This is a genomic window from Xanthomonas hortorum (assembly GCF_011305375.1).
GTDB classification, from domain to species: domain Bacteria; phylum Pseudomonadota; class Gammaproteobacteria; order Xanthomonadales; family Xanthomonadaceae; genus Xanthomonas; species Xanthomonas hortorum_E.
In genome coordinates, this window is sequence record NZ_VCME01000027.1 from 111,183 (window position 1) to 127,195 (window position 16,013).

Below are 16,013 nucleotides of genomic sequence, written 5' to 3' on the forward strand. Positions count from 1 at the left end.
CGTTTGCACGCAAGCACGACGCAGATGCACTTCGGTAAAGGCGCGGTGGCTGCGCCTTCGATGCCGATCAATCGTGCACGCTTGCCAGCGCCGCCGCCTCAGCGTGCAGTGCGGTGGTATCGAATAGCGGCAGCGGCGCATCGGCGGCACCCACTAGCAGCGAAATCTCGGTGCAGCCCAGGATGATCGCCTGCGCAGCTTGCTGGCCGACGCATGCCCCCGATCAGGCCAATGGTTTTGCTTGGAACCGGCATGCCGACCTCATCGCGGAGCATTCAATGAAAGTGCGCCTGCCGACGTGGTCCCGTCAATGTCCGGGTCGCGCCGACAGCGCAGTGTACGTTGGCATCGTCGCCATGCCACCGCGCGGGCCTGCGAGGCGCCGCACAGACGGTCGATCATTCGCCTGGTTTTACGCCCTCTATCGGCGCGTGCGTGGCAGCGCGCCGTGCCAGTACGCTTTCGCGATGGGCGATATAGACGTTGGCACCGATGATGATGGCCGCACCGATCAATGTGTGGCGTTCGATCGCCTCGCCGAACAACCACCAGCCCAGCAATGCCACCAGCGGCAGCTGCATGAAGCTGATCGGCTGCAGCGCCGAGACTTCGCCCAGCTTGAGCGCGCGTGTCCAGAACAACTGCCCGGCGGTGCCGAAGATGCCGGTTGCCACCAGCCACAGCCAGTCGATGCCCTGCGGCCAGGTCCATTGAAACAGTGCCGGAATCAATGACATCGGCACCCAGAACACATAGGTGTAGAACACCACAGTGTCGGAGTCGTCGTTGCGCGAGAGCTGTTTGATCTGGATCGCGACAATGGCGCTGATGACCGCAGCCAACAGCGCAACCAATAGGCCGGGCGTAAAGGTGGACGAACCTGGCCGCAGGATCACCAACACGCCGATGAATCCTGCCGCCACTGCCAGCCAGCGGCGCATGCGCACCTGTTCGTGCAGCCATACCACCGCCAAGACGGTGACGAACAACGGCGTGGAATACGACAACGAAATCGCTTGCGACAGCGGCAGATGGCCGATCGCCCAGAACCCGCACAGCATCGAGGCCAGACCGATCGATGTGCGCGCCAGATACTGCGGCAATTGCCGCGTACGCGGCAGCGGTTTGCCCGGTCGCACGATCAGCGGCAACAAGGCCAATAACCCGAACGCGTTGCGAAAGAACGCAATCTCGGTGGTTGCGATGTTGCTCGAAGCCAGCCGGATGGCGATGGCCATCAGGCCGAAGGCGAAAGTACTGGTGAGCATCCACAGCGCGGCACGTCGCGACGCCTGCTGCGCTGTCACCAATGCGCCCCGATGATGCGCGGTTCCGGTTCCAGAATTACCGAGTAACGCTCGCGTACCGATTCGGCGATGCGTCGCGCAAATTCCAGCAATTGCGCGCCGCTGGCAGTGCCATGGTTGACCAGCACCAAGGCGTGATCCGGCGACACCCCGGCATCGCCCTCGCGCCGGCCTTTCCAGCCGCATTGCTCGATCAACCAGGCTGCCGACAACTTGCCCTGGCCTGGCTGCTCGCCGGGATACACCGGCATATCCGCAAACGTGGCTTGCAGCGCGGCGATCTGCTCGCTGGGCAGCAACGGATTCTTGAAGAAGCTGCCTGCATTGCCCAGCACATCCGGGTCCGGCAGTTTGCGCCGGCGGATATTGATCACGGCTTGCGCCACATCGGCCGCACCGGCCAGTTCGGCGCCCATGCTGGCGAGTTCCTCGCGGATGCCTGCGTAATCCAGCCGTAACTCATGCAGCAGCGGCAGCTTGAATTCCACCGCGACGATCAGATAGCGCTCCGGCAGTTGCTTGAACACGCTATCGCGATAGCCGAACGCGCATTCGGTCGCAGCCAGCCGCACGAACTGTTGGGTGTGCCGATCGAAGGCGTCCACCACGTGGATGAAGTCGCCCACCTGCGCACCGTAGGCGCCGATGTTCTGGATCGGACAAGCGCCCACCGTGCCGGGAATCAATGCCAGATTTTCCAGCCCCGACAAACCTTGCTGCAGCGAGTACAGCACCAATGCATGCCAGTTCACGCCGGCACCGGCGCGCACGATGGCGTGGTCGGCATGATGCGCGATGATGCTCAGATCGCGGTTTTCAAAACACAGCACGCAGCCTGGCGGGTCGCCAGCCAGCAACACGTTGCTGCCGCTGCCTAGTACCAGCAGCGCTTGCCCGGCGATCTCGGGAGCGGCCAGCGCCTCGGGCAGTGCGTCGGGCGTATGGATGCTGAGCAACCAGCGCGCCGTGGCATCCACATGAAAGGTGTTGAGCGCGCGCAGCGGCGCGTGCTCGCGCAATTGCCAGCCCGCCTGCACAGCCTCGCTCATAACGGCGACACCGCGCCGCCGCTCGGCGATTCGCGGCGGCGGCGGATCGCATCCACGCATTCGCCGATCAACTGCGGCCCGCGATACACCAGGCCGCTGTAGCACTGCACCAGGCTTGCGCCGGCTGCCATCTTCGCCAATGCATCCGCGCCGGAGTTGATGCCGCCCACGCCGATCAACGGAATCGATTCGGGCAGGCGCGCGCGCAGGCGGCGCAGCACCAAGGTGGATTGCCCAAGCAACGGCGCGCCGGACAAGCCGCCGGCCTCGCCAGCCAATGGATGGTTGGCGATCAACGTACGCGTGACCGTGGTGTTGGTGGCGATCACGCCATCCACTGCCAGGTCGGCCAGCACGCGCGCGGCCGCATCGATGTCGCGGTCGTTGAGGTCCGGCGCCACCTTCACCAGCATCGGCACGCGTCTGCCGTGTTGCGCGGCCAGTGCTTCCTGGGTTTCGCGCAACTCGGAAATCAAACGACGCAGCGCCTGTTCTTCCTGCAATTCGCGCAAGCCGGCGGTGTTGGGCGAGGAAATATTGACGGTGATGTAGTCGGCCAGCGGGTACACGCGCTCCATGCAATAGCGATAATCGCTGGTCGCCTCTTCGTTGGGCGTGTCCTTGTTCTTGCCGATGTTGATGCCGAGCAGCCCGCCGCGACGGCGCGCACGCTGCACGTTGGCCACCAGCGCATCCACACCCAGATTGTTGAAGCCCATGCGGTTGATCACCGCTTGATACTCCGGCAGCCGGAACATGCGTGGTTTGGGATTTCCCTCCTGCGGTCGCGGCGTTACCGTGCCGATCTCCACGAAGCCAAAACCCAGCGCCAGCAGCGCATCGATGTGCTCGCCATTCTTGTCCAGCCCGGCGCCGAGCCCGACCGGATTGGGAAACATCAAACCGAACGCAGGCGTCGGCAGCGGCACCGGCCGCTTGGCCAGCAGCGACGTGGTGCCGGTGCGATAAGCGGTGTCGATGGAGCGCAGGGCCAATGCGTGGGCGCGCTCGGCGTCGAGGGAAAACAGCAAGGGGCGGGCAAGCGAATACATGCGGGTCAGTTCAATCTCCCGGCGAAAACGCGGGTCTGGTATTGGAAGTCGATGTGCCCGTCGTGCGCATGCGCATCGAACAAGGTACGTAACGCGGCGAGCATGGGTGCATGCCGCGGGTCGTGCGCGAGCGGCGCATACGAAGACGACAACAGCCGGCCGCGCAAGGCGTCGAAGTCCAGCTGCTGCGCATTGGGAAAGCGGGCCATCGCGCGGAAACCTGCGCCGAACCACGCCTGCATCGTGGCATCGTCCTGGTAGCGCTCGGCCACGGCCGAATAATCGGTGCCGTAGTCCAGCAGGATCTGCTCATAGCCGCGCAGGAACTCGGTAGTGTCCAGCTCGCGGGTGTTCCAGTAGATCACCGCCAGCCCGTCGGGCTGCAGGATGCGCGCCCACTCGGCGCGAATGGCCTGCGTGTCGAACCAGTGAAACGCCTGCGCGGCAGACACCAGGCCAACGCTGGCATCGGCCAGCCCGGTGGCCTCGGCGGTGCCATCGATCGCCTGAAACTTGGGGAACCCCGCCAGCCACTGCTGCGCGGCTTCACGCATGGCCGGGTTGGGTTCCACTGCCGTGACCGGATAACCGGCCTCCAGAAACAGGCGGCTGGAGATGCCGGTGCCGGCGCCAATATCGGCCACCGCGGTCGCCGGGGTCACACCCAATTCTTCGTGCAACCAGCGCAGCAACTGCGGCGGATAACCGGGCCGGTAGCGCACGTAGGCCGCGACGCGGTCGTTGAAGCGCTGGGCAGAGGAGGGCGCGGCCATGCTCAACTGTTTGCGGCCGCAAGCCAGGCCATACCGCCGAAAAACAGGATGAAGATCGCGAGTCCTGCCACCCAGAGCGCTACCGCCAGCCAGCCAAGAATCAGCCCGCCGATGGCCAGCCCGTCGCCGTCCAGGCCTTGCGGGTTGCGGCGAATTTCCGCTCGCGCCAGGTGGCCGGTGATGATGGCGCAGAGGCTGCCCAGGAACGGGATCAGCGTCCAGCCGAGAATGCCTGCGACCAGGCTGACGATGGCCATGGCACTGGTCTGTCGAACGACAACGTTCATCAGCAACTCCTGTAGAAGGGCCGGCAGCCGACGGCTGACGTATCGCGATTATCCCAGAGCGGCCGCCCGAAAGGCGTGCCGTTTGCGGCCAAACGGCGATCGGGTGGGCGCGTTTGGCGCATTTGAGCGCTCGAATCGGCTGAGTGTGCGGCGTTGGGCGCCGCTACTCATGGCAACAAGGGGTGCCGGACGCTCCGCAGATTACTGGTCCGGTGGCGCTGGTGCAGGCGGTTATCGGCTGCCGGTCGCGGGACATCGGCGACCAACGCCGTCACTGTCAGGCTGTCCTGCCAGCAAGCCGCCGGCCGCAGTGCAGCGGCGTTTTGCCCAGCCGCAGATGCGGCAGCGCGCCGGGCATTCCCCGGCGCGCCGTGCGGCCTTCAATCAAGATCGAACTTGATGCCCTGTGCAAGCGGCAGCGAATCGGAGTAGTTGATCGTATTGGTCTGGCGACGCATATAGACCTTCCACGCATCCGACCCGGATTCGCGACCGCCGCCAGTTTCCTTCTCGCCACCGAACGCGCCACCGATTTCTGCACCCGAGGTGCCGATATTGACGTTGGCGATGCCGCAATCGCTGCCCGCAGCGGACAGGAACTTCTCGGCCGCCTTGAGGTTCTGGGTGAAGATCGACGACGACAGGCCCTGCGGCACGCCGTTCTGCAGGTCGATCGCCTCGTCCAGCGTGCTGTACTTCATCACGTACAGGATCGGTGCGAAGGTCTCGTGCTGCACCACCGCGTCGCTGTTCTGCAGCCCGGTGACGATGGCCGGCAGCACGAAGTTGCCGGGGCGATCGATCGCGGTGCCGCCCACTTCGACCGTACCGCCGGCGGCCTTGGCCTTGGCGATCGAGACCAGGAACTGCTCCACCGCACCCTGGCTGTTGAGCGGGCCCATCAGGTTTGCCGGGTCGGTAGGGTCGCCGATCTTGCTGTCGAGCTGCTTGTACGCCTTGACCAGCGTGGCCAGCACGTTGTCGTGGATGGATTCGTGCACGATCAGGCGGCGCGTGGTGGTGCAGCGTTGCCCGGCGGTGCCCACTGCGCCGAACACGATGCCCGGGATGGCCAGCTTCAGGTCGGCGGTGTCGTCCAGGATGATGGCGTTGTTGCCGCCCAATTCCAGCAGGCAACGGCCCAGGCGATGCGCGACCTTCTCGGCGACCACGCGGCCGATCTGGGTCGAACCGGTGAAGCTGATCAGCGGCACGCGGCCGTCCTCGACCAGCTTCTCCGACAACGACGTGCCGGCATCGTTGATCAGGAAGAAGATGTCCGGGAAGCCGGCGTCCTTCAATGCCGCATTGCAGATCTTCATCGTCGCGATCGCGGTCAGCGGCGTCTTGTTGGACGGCTTCCAGATGCAGATATCGCCGCAGATCGCCGCCAGAAACGCATTCCACGCCCACACCGCCACCGGGAAATTGAACGCACTGATGATGCCGACCAGGCCCAGTGGCTGGTACTGCTCGTACATGCGGTGGCCCGGACGCTCCGAATGCATGGTGTAGCCGTACAGCATGCGGCTCTGGCCGACTGCGAAGTCGGCGATGTCGATCATCTCCTGCACCTCGCCATCGCCCTCGGGCTTGCTCTTGCCCATTTCCAGCGCCACCAGCGAGCCCAGCGCATCCTTGTGCGCACGCAGCGCCTCGCCACACAGGCGAACGGCTTCGCCACGGCGCGGCGCAGGCGTGGTCCGCCACACCTTGAAGGCGGCCTGCGCACGTTGGACGATCAGCTCATAGTCTTCCGGCGTGGTCGCCTGCACATCGGCGATGACTTCATTGGTGGTCGGATTGAGCGGCTGCAGCACCCCGGCGCCGGTGGCCTGCGACCAGGTCGCCTCGCCAAGATAGGTACCGGAATTGGACGCGGCGAGGTCGAGCGCCTTAAACAGGTCAGCGGACATGGGATCTCCAAAGGTCGGGACGGTCGCGCAGCGGACAGGGCCACCCGCGACACGGGTAGCCGCCGATTTTAGCAGGCTCCGCCGACCACCCACCGGCTTGGCAATCGCAACGATCGTGCGACAATGCCGCCCTTGGCCCCGTAGCTCAGCTGGATAGAGCGTCCCCCTCCTAAGGGGAAGGTCGCCCGTTCGAATCGGGCCGGGGTCACCAGGATCGATTGGATTGACGCTTGCTCTTGGTGCATGGCTGAGCGAGGTCATCGATTGCCTGAGCGATCATTTGCCGCCTAATGATTCTCATAAGGTCCACAGATGCGCGTCACCGAGACCAGCATTACCTGGTCTGATGACATCGTCGATCGCGGCGCGGACTCGCTGATCGCGGTGTCGCCGGTAAAGAATTTTGCACGTAGCAGGCGACCCGCGCGTTTATGTAGTGGAGTGCCCTGGCGGATGCCAAGGCTGAAGCCGGCCGCGACCCGAACAAGCCCGCAGGCTTTCACAACCTTAAGCCTGCTCGCCATACGCAATTGAGTAGGAAGGACAGTGAATCTGTAGAAGCGACAAGTCGGAGCATCTGCGTCAGCGCATCCTCACTGCTATACGACATGACACCTGCGTGGGCGACAAGATAGCGGAGCCTTTCGTAGACTCAGTTGTGCGCTGGTTTGCTGGCGAGCAACCGTATTTCCCGGCCCCTCCGCGTAAATATCCAGTCTGCGAAATTCGCTTGGCGCTGGAGAGCGGAGCAGCTGTTGCAAAAGTTCTACGCCAGTATGATCTTTCGAGATCGAAGCTATAGACACTGTTCCTCGGAGGGTTGCTAGGAGGGCGGTACAGGAGCTGTCTAGGACAGTTAGAGCGGGTGCATGATATGGAAGAGCTCGCAATCAATAGCAAAAGGTCTTGCGATCAGAGCTTTCGTAGCTGCAGGGAAGTCGGTACTATCTACTTGGGGCGGGCGTTCAAGCCTGCTGTTTAGGGCGCGCGTTCGCGTCCGCCATCGCGGTATCACTAGATCCCCTGCTTAACGCCCGCCCCATTATGAGTCTTGACAATTTCTATCCGGACCTTACGCGGCCATCTACTGTGCCGCAGTTGGCTAAAGCACTGGGAGTGCCGCTCGACATTTTTCAGATGATTATGGATTGTAGTGATCCTAGTCTGATCTATCGTCAGCATTTTATCCCTAAAAAAGTTTGTTCCATAATGCCTGGAACGCCTGTTGCAAATAGTGATGGGACGATCGAAATAGTTCTTCCTAATCACGACTTGTCCCGATACAGGGTTGTATGGGAGCCAACCAACAACGTTGTGAAATTTGCTCATAGGTCAGCTGCGGGGGTCCTCGAAAGGTTTGTCTCTCGACCCAACTCGCAGGCTGTACATCCCTGTGCGTTTGGTTACGTAAAAGGCAAGTCTACCCGTAAGAATGCTCAACAGCACCTTGGAAAATATTTTCTTCTAAGTGCGGATATTAAAAACTTCTTTCCTTCTGTATCGGTTGCTAGGATTGAGGTTGCCTTAAGAGTTATCGGAATAAAGGACGAGGTGGTTGAAAGTTTAGCGAAGTTTTTTGCTATTGAGAATTCTTTACCACTAGGGTTGAATGCAAGTCCGATTATCGCAAACTTAGTCGCGAAGCCCCTCGACGAAGATCTGCTTTCTTTGGCTGAGGGATTCAATTGCAGTTACACTCGCTATGCTGATGACCTGACATTCTCTGGAAATGAATCGCTTCCTAAGAAAGAGGATATCGAATTCATATTGCGAAAGCACAGGTTTAAGGCAAATCAATCAAAGTTCCGCTATTCCAAGAGGGGCCAGCGGCATTACGTGACGGGCCTGAGCGTAGCTGACGTCCATAGCCCGCATGCTCCACGGAAAATGAAAAAGCGTCTGAGGCAGGAGCTTCGATTTATTGAGAAGTTTAGTTTGGATGATCATTTTTCAAAGATTAAAAAGTCGGGCGAGCGACAGCATGAGATCAATCGCATTGATGGTACTGTAAGCTACGTAGCAAGTATCGAACGAAAGTTGGGTGCGGATATTCGTATTCAATGGAAAGCAATTTGCGATAAAGAGCAGGTTGGCCGATCTTTTGAGCCACGACCCACAACTTTACTCAGGTCTGCTGTTTGGTTTATTGATGAAACGGAATTTGATGCCCGTGATGGCACTAAATTGCTTGCGCTTTGCCTAGCGGATGTTCTGGATCCGCAAAGATTGAATATAGATTTATTGACTCTTTTTTCTGACGAGTCTGGTGATGCATTTGGATTGGGTGCGGCGGCGGGTAAGATGATTCATGATGGTCTTCATTGGGTTGATTCGAATTTAACCCAGAGAGAAAAGGTGGTGAATGTACTCTCTATTTCGCCTATTAGAGTCATGGTGGCAATGGATAGCGTTGAAGGGGCTACATATCAAAATGTTTATCTAGATTTGTTGCGCAGGTTGATTAATGTCAATCTGCGTGGCGCGGATGACGCTCGCGTCCACATCGTTATAGAGTCAAATAAATCCAAGGTGCCGCGGCAGTTGGTTATTCAGGCGGTACGCGATGAATGCGCGTTATTAGAGGCTGCGAATCAGAGGCGGCCTTTAGAGATTCCGAGTATTAATGTTGAAGGGAAGGATTGGACGCCCGCAATGTGCGTGCCTGATGTGTTTCTGGGCGTGCTAGCGCAATATGCAAATTCTAAGCAAAAAGGGCAGGGTGAGTTCATTGTTTCGCTTATGGAGCGGCTGCGGAACCGTTTTGCTGTTGTTTTCGATGAGCATGAGGGCGCTATTTATCATTCAGGCAACCCTTTTCGTCGCTGGAGTTGACGAGCGTGTGAATGCGTTCTCAATCTAATTGATAGGACAAGTTTTTGTATCCTAGCTCCCTTTTTTTCAATGAGTTGCATGACTGGGAATTTATGTTTTTTAGTTTGAAGATTTGGTTTTTTTAGCCTGACTCGTCATGAAGACGGCACAGGAAATGTCCACCACATACCAGCAGGCGGAGATTGCCGCGCTGCAGGGGCAGAGCTTCTGATTCGGTGAGCACGTGCTCACCTGCGCCGATCTGGCCAAGATCCGCAGTGGCCGACAAGAATGGCAGGCCGCTGTGAACCGTCAGGCAGGCGCCGGTCGCCGCGCTCTGGGCGACGGTTGACTTCTCCGCCAAGGTGGCAGCGTCCATGACGTTTCAGATCAAGAGTGGCTCTGGCGAGCTTTACCAGCCGGCGGGCGAAGAACTGGGCGGTGTAGCACTGATGCAGCAGAGTACGGCAGTGCGCTAACTGAACATAGCGCCCGGCACCGTCGTCGGCGACTTGCTGCCGGGGACAAGTGCACGCAAAAAGTGACAGCGTCCGCAGCGCGTCGTTAGATTGTTACCCATGCCGCACCACCCGCACCCCCACCGGCCTTGCAAACTTATCCATCGCCACCGATGAAATACGGCTATGACGCAGCAGGCTACCAAGCTGCTCGGGAACTCCCAGGCGTTGATCGACTTCCGGTTCGAGCACGGTGCGCCGGCGTTTGCGCCGGTCGGCTTTGGCAAAGCGCAGGCGGTTGTACTCGGCCCAGCCGACGGTGGTGATGGCGCTCATCAGTGCGATCACCGGCAGGGCGCCTAGTGCGAATGGGTCCAGTGCGTTGTGCTTGAGATATAGCTCGGTATAGGCGCTGCGCAGGCCGAAGAACCAGGCGATCAGCGTTGCCAGTGGTGCCCACAGATAGAAGTAGACCATCCAGGCGCCGGCGGTGGCGGCGCCGTAGGCGAGGCGGCGTGAGCGGCCGAGGCGTTGTGGCAGGTTGATGATGGGCGGTGTCATTGGATTCCTCGGTCGGGGCTTTTCCAGCGGGCGCGTTTGCTGCGACGCGCGAGCAGGGCACGTGGGAAGGCGATGACGGCAGTGAGCATGCCGATCATCCAGAAGGCGACCGGATACCAGATCACCCAGAAGAACTGGCGCGCCAGGCCTTTTTCGTAACGGCGTTCGATCACCAGGCTGGTGGCGAACTGCATCAGGCAGACCACCGCCAGCACCAGGCCGTGCCAGCGCGGCAGAATCGTGTCGATGTACAGCGCAGGCGGCATGCTGATGACCTTGCCCAGCAGCCACAGCACGATGATGAAGAACATGGTGTAGGCCCAGGCCAGGCTGAGCGCGTATTCCAGCAGCACGCCCCACATGCGTCGGCTGCGCCAGGACAACACGCGGCGGCCATGACTCAGCAACACTTCCACGCCGCCGCGTGCCCAGCGCAGGCGCTGCATCCACAGGCCGCGAAAGGTTTCCGGCATCAGGATCCAGCACAGCGCGTTGGGCTCGTAGCGGATATCCCAGTCGTCGAGCTGCAGACGCCAGGAGATGTCGATGTCTTCGGTGACCATGTTGTCGGACCAGAAGCCGACGTGATGCAGCGCCGAGCGGCGAAACGCGCAGATCACGCCCGACACGGTGAACAATCGTCCGTAGACCCGCTGCGCACGCTTGATCAGCCCCACGATTGCGGAAAATTCGCCCACCTGCATGCGGCCCATCAGGGTGGTGCGGTTACGCACGCGCGGGTTGCCGGTGACCCCGCCGACGCGTGGGCCGGAGATCAGGTGGCCCACCATCCAGCGCGTGGCGTTGGGGTCCAGGATGGCGTCGGCATCCACGCACACCAGATAGTCCGAGCGCGATGCCAGCGTGCCGACACGCAGCGCGTTGGCCTTGCCGTGGTTCTGCTCCAGGTGCACCACGCGCAGGCGCGGATGCTGGTGGGTGAGATCGTCGAGCGCTTCGGCCGTGTTGTCACTGCTGCCATCGTTGATGGCGATGATCTCGAAATCCGGATAGTTCTGCGCGCTCATCGCGGCGATGGTTTCGCCGACGTGCTTGGCCTCGTTGTAGCAAGGCACCAGCAACGACACGAACGGCTCGCTGGACAACGGTGGCGGTGATGAAGGACCCGGCGTGCCGCGTTCGCGCCGCAGGTAGTAGTAGGTGCCTCCGATCATCCAGAAGAACGCCATGATGATGGGATAGAAAAACGCGAAGTTGAACAGAGCGCCCAACAGGAGGCTGGTCGTCATCGGTTACCGCTCGATATAAGGGAATTGCCGAGCCGACATGGCCTCGCGCGCTTCAGGAAGAGACGGGTGGCCGCCGATGAAGTCGTCGGGGTAATACGCCAGATGGCGCACGCCCGCAGCCAGTAGCAACTTGGTGTGTTCGAGCAGCACACCGTCGGGCAGCGGCTTGCCGGTGCGCCAATCCACGGTCTGCAGTTCGAAGATGGTGTTCTCGAAGCCACGCGGCTGCTGGCCGACACGCTGCGCCAGCTGCTGCAGCCATTGCTGCGGTTCGTTGGCCTGCTCCATGTAGGGCATCGCCATCAGCGCGGTGTAGTCGTAGGCAGATGCAAAGGCGTCCAGGCGCTGCGCAAACCAGGCTTCGCTCTGCGGCTCCAGCACTGGCTGGGCGAACAGGTTACGCACGGTCACCAGCTTGGGACGCCAACGTTCGGCGGCCGCTTTGAGTTCCTGGGTGAAGCCGATCAGCTGCTGCGTGCGTTTGGCTGGATCGCTATTGCCGTAAGCAGGCACTTCGTCGTCGCGCAGATAGGCATCGTCATGGAACAGCAGGCCTTCGAAATACGTATTAGCGGCAAGGTCTTCGTAGATATCCGCGACCAGCTGATGCGTGCGCGGATTGCCCGGATCCAGGCGCGGCACATCCTTCGGATCCTTGCCGCGAATCTGCAGTGCAGCCTGCTGCTGCGCATCGGGCAGATGGAAGCCCAGCACCGGCAGCCAGGCGAACACGCGTACGCCTGCACGGGTGCGCAGCTGCCAGGCGACTCGCCCGAACAGATCCGCGCGCATCGGCAGATGGCGGTTGGGGAAATACAGCGCATCGGCTGCGCCATCGCCGTCCGGGTCGGCGAAGGCTTGCAGGAACACATGGCTGGGGCCGATGTCCTTGACGCGCTGGACCAGGATGTCGAGGTTGCGTTCCAGCTGCGCCGGATCCGGGTCGTAGACGTAATCCAGATCTATCTGGATCGCACGCAAGCCATCGCGCGATAGATCGCGTCGCAGTTCCCCGGCCAGATCTCGCACATCGGGATTGTTGAACAGCAAGAGGCGGCCAAGGCTGGCCAGCGATTGCCCATCCACGCGATCGCGGCCTTGCTGGCCGATATCGGCTTCGTGCGAGCGGCCTTCCAGATCGAAGCTGAGGGTCATGCCCAGTTGCGTGGCAATGGCGTTGCTGGCGCGGTTGTAGGCGGCATACGGCCACACCATGGCGCGCGGCGGTTTGCCCAGATGCGCCACGATCGCGTCGCGGCTATGGCGCAGATCGGTCTGGATGCGTTGGCGATAATCCGCTTCGCTCTCGTAGCCCTTGCCTGCATCCCAGTGACGGGTGACAGCGGCAGGCGTCTGATTGCCGAACGGATTGCCGGCGATGCCTTTGTGCAAGTCATCGCTATGCGAGCCGATTTCGATCAGGCCGCTGTCCTGCATCTCGCGCAGTTGCGCCCAGGTGACGAAATCATCGTGAGTGAAATCGCGATGGCCGTAGGGCACCACTTGGCCAACCGGCAATTCGACCCAGCTGGTGACGGGTGCGACCAGCGCGGGATAACCGTAGGCCTGCAATAACGGAAACACACGCGTGTAGACGCTGCGCAAGCCGTCGTCGAAGGTGAGCAATACCGGCCTGGAGGGCAGGGCGCGCTTGCCGGCACGTGCGTCCAGCACCTGCTGCACGCTCACCGGGTGGTAGGCATGCGAGCGCAGCCAATCCAGATGCGCGGCGAAGTTGCTGGTGGATACCGCATAACGATCGGGATCGCCCTTGGCGGCGACATCGTCGCGAATATCGTGGTAGCTGAGCACCAGCAGGCCCGCCTGCGCCGACGACGCGAACGTCATCAGCAGCAAGGCGACCAGCAACAGCGGCAGGCGGATCAAGGCGTACCTCCCCATCGGAAATCCAGGTCAAATCCAAGTTGTTGTTCGCGCTGGCCGTCGTAGACCGGGCGCGACCAGCTCACGCCGTAGCTCAGCGCACTGCCGTCGCCCAGCGACCACAGGTGCCGATAGGCCGCGCTGGGCACCCACTGGCTGCCGAAGCCGGATTGATAAGTCGGCCCGGCAGTGACTTCCAGCCACTGCCGAAAGGCGTAGTCGTAGCGACGCCAGCCGATCTGATCGATGCGCATGCCGGCGGCCACTGCAGAGTTGCGGCGCGGATTGAAGTAATTGACCGCGCGCTCGTCTTCGGCGCGTCCTGCCGAGGCGGCAAACAGGCCGTCGAGCAGCACGTGCGGGCTGGCCCACAGGCGTTGGCTGCCGGAGAGATCCAGCTGATCGCGCCGATTGCCGTCGCTGTAGCGCAACTGGCGTGCCTGCAATTCCCAGCGGCTTTCGTCGTTGGGTGTCCAGCGCACGGCGGCGCCGATGCTGTCGCCGGTGATGCCGAAGCGGCGTGCCTGCAATGAAGCTTCTGGATCACGCGTGCGCCAGGCGACGCTGCCATACCAGGCATCGGAAAAACGCCAGCCGGCATCCAGCGCCCAGGCGGTGCCGTCGCGATCGAACGCATCAAGCGCACGTCCGCCGTAAGCGCTGAGATCCAGCCGGTCATAGTGGTAGTGCGTGCCTAGCCAGAAGCTGCGATAGCGCACGCGCGTGTTCTGGAAATCGGCCCAATCGTCGCGTGCGCGCAAGCCCACACGCCAGCCCTCGCCGAGAAATGGCGATTCGGCTTCCAGCAACGTACTGCCGAAGTCGTTGCCGAGCGGCGAGGTGCTGTTGGTCAGGGTGTCGTTGTCGCTGCGTCCGCGCGCATGGCTGAGATGTACCTGCCAGCCGCGTTGACGTTCCAGCGAAGCGCCGAGCCGTTGCAGGCCGGCATCGTCCGGGTATTCGTTGCGAAGCGGCGCAAACGTGGCATCGGCCAGATCCAGACGGTCCAGATCGCGCTGCGCTTCCACCACGCCACTGCGGGCCTGTTTTTGATGCGGATCCAGAGTCAGCGCAACCGCATTACGTTGCAACGCCTTGGTGGGTTGCCCTCGGCGAAACTCGATCGAGGCCAGTGCGGCCTGCAGCTCAGCATTGTCGGGGCCGATTGCAACGCGCTCGCGCAACAGGGCGTCTGCGTCGCGGTTATTGTTCGCTGCCGAGCGTGCAGTGGCCAGTGCGATATCTGCACTGAAGCGATCCCAGTTTTCGTAACCGCTGGTCGCACCGTTGCGACGCGGCCACGGCGCTTGTGTGGTCGAGAGTTTTTCGAACAGTGGTATCGCAAGGTCGAAGCGTTCCTGCTCCAGCAATGCGTAGCCGAGCAGGAGCTGGCTGTTGAAGTCGTTCGGCGTGTGCTGCAAGGCTTGCCGAAGCACGGCTTCGGCCTCGGCCGGGCGACGCAGGCCCATCAACGAATCGCCGACCGTTGGCAGCACATACGCGGGAACATCGATGCCTTCGGCTTTTAATGCCTGATAGTTGGCCACCACATCGCGATGGCGCTGACGTTGGTTGAGTGCAACCAATGTATCAACGCGCAGCCGCGTGGCTTCCCATGTCGACTTCGGTGGTGATTCGCGCTCGATGCGGGCGGCGTTGACCAAGGCCTGATCGGTCTCCGCATAGCGGTGCGCGGCATCGATGGGCTCGGCACTGGCCCAACCGATCATGCGGGCAACACGATCGTTTTCGATGCGCTCGCGTTCTTGCTGCGAGAACCAGTCCGGATGCCGCCACACGGCCTCCGCCGCAAGCTGCGCGCTGCCGAGGTCGGTCAGCGTGATCGCACGCATGGTGTAGGCACCGCGGTCGCGTGGGTCTTGGCGTAGTACACGCTCGTAGATGGCGAGCGCATCTGCATAGCGCTGCTGGCCGCGTAACTGCTCAGCCTGCTGCATGGGAGTGTAGGCAATGGAGGCGCCAGTCACTTCTGTCGGCCGCACTTCACCGCTGTGCGCCTGAGGCACACATGCGGCAATCAAAGAGAGGCTGAGCAGGGGAGTAAGTGCGCCTTTGCGGTCAGGACAGCCGCGACGCACGTGGTTGCGTAGGCAGGAGGGAAAGGGTGTTCATTAGCGTTCCAGGCGTATGACGACTGGCGATACTGCGTATGCCCATGTAAAGCCTATGTCGTCACGGAACTAACGAGATCCTCATCGGTTGTGTTCGTTTAAAAAAGAGACTTTCACCACATTTGAACTTGTGCGTTTGGACTTTGACCAACGTTCTGACAGCAGTTTCCGAAGGAAACACGGGCACAGCAAGCTGCAAATAGGGGCTGAAGTATTCCTAAAGTCAGCAGATGAAACGTAATCGATATGCATAAATAGGCATCTCTGACTTTCTTGTTTAGCAACATGTTGCCGGATGTTCGAGTCATTGCATCGGGGGGAGGATGGGTCGGTTCAACAAATCCGTTCTTTGGACACATCCACTTTTTAAGTGATGCCAGTCACATAATCGAAAGGGTCGGGTTTTTCTTACAGGGTGGCCCCTACACGGCACGTTGACCCGTTCTTAACGTTCCAGCAAAGTTGCGCCGCATTCGCTGTGCTGAAGGGTTGCGCCATCGTGTTGGTGGCCAGGCACAGCGGTGTAAGCGACG

General features: G+C 61.1%; 12 protein-coding genes, 1 tRNA gene and 1 pseudogene. 2 read left to right on the forward strand and 12 right to left on the reverse strand.

Annotated features, from left to right (window positions below):
* Positions 1-67: 67 nt before the first annotated feature.
* The 7 genes and pseudogenes from FFY45_RS22470 to amaB all read right to left on the reverse strand — a co-directional run.
* Positions 68-211 (reverse strand): annotated as a pseudogene (locus FFY45_RS22470) (aspartate/glutamate racemase); the annotation flags it as partial.
* 187 nt (positions 212-398) lie between these two features.
* On the reverse strand, positions 399-1,310 hold the full coding sequence (locus FFY45_RS20270; RefSeq protein ID WP_176341801.1) for a DMT family transporter: 912 nt from the start codon (positions 1,308-1,310) through the stop codon (positions 399-401).
* Positions 1,304-2,356 carry a UDP-N-acetylmuramate dehydrogenase gene (gene murB, locus FFY45_RS20275; protein ID WP_176341802.1) on the reverse strand — a complete coding sequence of 351 codons (1,053 nt, stop codon included), beginning with the start codon at positions 2,354-2,356 and terminating at the stop codon, positions 1,304-1,306. The genes FFY45_RS20270 and murB overlap by 7 nt, the downstream gene beginning before the upstream one ends.
* Positions 2,353-3,408: a quinone-dependent dihydroorotate dehydrogenase gene (locus FFY45_RS20280; protein WP_176341803.1), complete on the reverse strand. Its 1,056-nt coding sequence runs from the start codon at positions 3,406-3,408 to the stop codon at positions 2,353-2,355. The genes murB and FFY45_RS20280 overlap by 4 nt, the downstream gene beginning before the upstream one ends.
* Before the next feature lie 5 nt (positions 3,409-3,413).
* A complete protein-coding gene (locus FFY45_RS20285; protein ID WP_176341804.1) occupies positions 3,414-4,181 on the reverse strand; it encodes a class I SAM-dependent methyltransferase in 768 nt (255 codons plus the stop codon).
* 2 nt (positions 4,182-4,183) lie between these two features.
* Positions 4,184-4,468 carry a DUF4190 domain-containing protein gene (locus FFY45_RS20290; protein WP_006449325.1) on the reverse strand — a complete coding sequence of 95 codons (285 nt, stop codon included), beginning with the start codon at positions 4,466-4,468 and terminating at the stop codon, positions 4,184-4,186.
* A gap of 380 nt (positions 4,469-4,848) precedes the next feature.
* Positions 4,849-6,384: an L-piperidine-6-carboxylate dehydrogenase gene (gene amaB / locus FFY45_RS20295; RefSeq protein ID WP_176341805.1), complete on the reverse strand. Its 1,536-nt coding sequence runs from the start codon at positions 6,382-6,384 to the stop codon at positions 4,849-4,851.
* Between the two features lie 134 nt (positions 6,385-6,518).
* On the opposite strand from amaB, the gene FFY45_RS20300 reads away from it, so the two are divergent.
* Both FFY45_RS20300 and FFY45_RS20305 read left to right on the forward strand, forming a co-directional pair.
* Positions 6,519-6,595, forward strand: a tRNA-Arg gene (locus FFY45_RS20300).
* 833 nt (positions 6,596-7,428) lie between these two features.
* Complete coding sequence (locus FFY45_RS20305) at positions 7,429-9,216, forward strand: reverse transcriptase family protein (protein WP_176341806.1); 1,788 nt, start codon at positions 7,429-7,431, stop codon at positions 9,214-9,216.
* Between the two features lie 121 nt (positions 9,217-9,337).
* On the opposite strand, the gene FFY45_RS20310 is transcribed toward FFY45_RS20305, so the two are convergent.
* The 5 genes from FFY45_RS20310 to FFY45_RS20330 all read right to left on the reverse strand — a co-directional run bounded on the left by FFY45_RS20310 (position 9,338) and on the right by FFY45_RS20330 (position 15,306).
* The gene (locus FFY45_RS20310; protein ID WP_176341807.1) at positions 9,338-9,574 is read right to left on the reverse strand and encodes a hypothetical protein; all 237 of its coding nucleotides are present in this window, start codon (positions 9,572-9,574) and stop codon (positions 9,338-9,340) included.
* A 193-nt stretch (positions 9,575-9,767) separates the two neighbouring features.
* Positions 9,768-10,214, reverse strand: a complete 447-nt coding sequence (gene pgaD / locus FFY45_RS20315) for a poly-beta-1,6-N-acetyl-D-glucosamine biosynthesis protein PgaD (RefSeq protein WP_176341808.1) — start codon at positions 10,212-10,214, stop codon at positions 9,768-9,770.
* Positions 10,211-11,464 carry a poly-beta-1,6-N-acetyl-D-glucosamine synthase gene (pgaC, locus tag FFY45_RS20320; RefSeq protein WP_176341809.1) on the reverse strand — a complete coding sequence of 418 codons (1,254 nt, stop codon included), beginning with the start codon at positions 11,462-11,464 and terminating at the stop codon, positions 10,211-10,213. Before pgaC ends, pgaD begins: the two co-directional genes overlap by 4 nt.
* 3 nt (positions 11,465-11,467) lie before the next feature.
* The gene (gene pgaB / locus FFY45_RS20325; protein ID WP_176341810.1) at positions 11,468-13,366 is read right to left on the reverse strand and encodes a poly-beta-1,6-N-acetyl-D-glucosamine N-deacetylase PgaB; all 1,899 of its coding nucleotides are present in this window, start codon (positions 13,364-13,366) and stop codon (positions 11,468-11,470) included.
* Positions 13,348-15,306, reverse strand: a complete 1,959-nt coding sequence (locus FFY45_RS20330) for a tetratricopeptide repeat protein (RefSeq protein ID WP_176341811.1) — start codon at positions 15,304-15,306, stop codon at positions 13,348-13,350. Before FFY45_RS20330 ends, pgaB begins: the two co-directional genes overlap by 19 nt.
* Positions 15,307-16,013 lie beyond the last annotated feature (707 nt).

Excerpts from the sequence above, each read along its gene's own strand:
- murB (WP_176341802.1), bottom strand. The coding sequence starts at position 2,356 with ATGAGCGAGGCTGTGCAGGCGGGCTGGCAATTGCGCGAGCACGCGCCG.
- FFY45_RS20280 (WP_176341803.1), bottom strand. The coding sequence starts at position 3,408 with ATGTATTCGCTTGCCCGCCCCTTGCTGTTTTCCCTCGACGCCGAGCGC.
- FFY45_RS20285 (WP_176341804.1), bottom strand. The coding sequence starts at position 4,181 with ATGGCCGCGCCCTCCTCTGCCCAGCGCTTCAACGACCGCGTCGCGGCC.
- FFY45_RS20290 (WP_006449325.1), bottom strand. The coding sequence starts at position 4,468 with ATGAACGTTGTCGTTCGACAGACCAGTGCCATGGCCATCGTCAGCCTG.
- amaB (WP_176341805.1), bottom strand. The coding sequence starts at position 6,384 with ATGTCCGCTGACCTGTTTAAGGCGCTCGACCTCGCCGCGTCCAATTCC.
- FFY45_RS20305 (WP_176341806.1), top strand. The coding sequence starts at position 7,429 with ATGAGTCTTGACAATTTCTATCCGGACCTTACGCGGCCATCTACTGTG.
- FFY45_RS20310 (WP_176341807.1), bottom strand. The coding sequence starts at position 9,574 with ATGGACGCTGCCACCTTGGCGGAGAAGTCAACCGTCGCCCAGAGCGCG.
- pgaD (WP_176341808.1), bottom strand. The coding sequence starts at position 10,214 with ATGACACCGCCCATCATCAACCTGCCACAACGCCTCGGCCGCTCACGC.
- pgaC (WP_176341809.1), bottom strand. The coding sequence starts at position 11,464 with ATGACGACCAGCCTCCTGTTGGGCGCTCTGTTCAACTTCGCGTTTTTC.
- pgaB (WP_176341810.1), bottom strand. The coding sequence starts at position 13,366 with ATGGGGAGGTACGCCTTGATCCGCCTGCCGCTGTTGCTGGTCGCCTTG.
- FFY45_RS20330 (WP_176341811.1), bottom strand. The coding sequence starts at position 15,306 with ATGCAGCAGGCTGAGCAGTTACGCGGCCAGCAGCGCTATGCAGATGCG.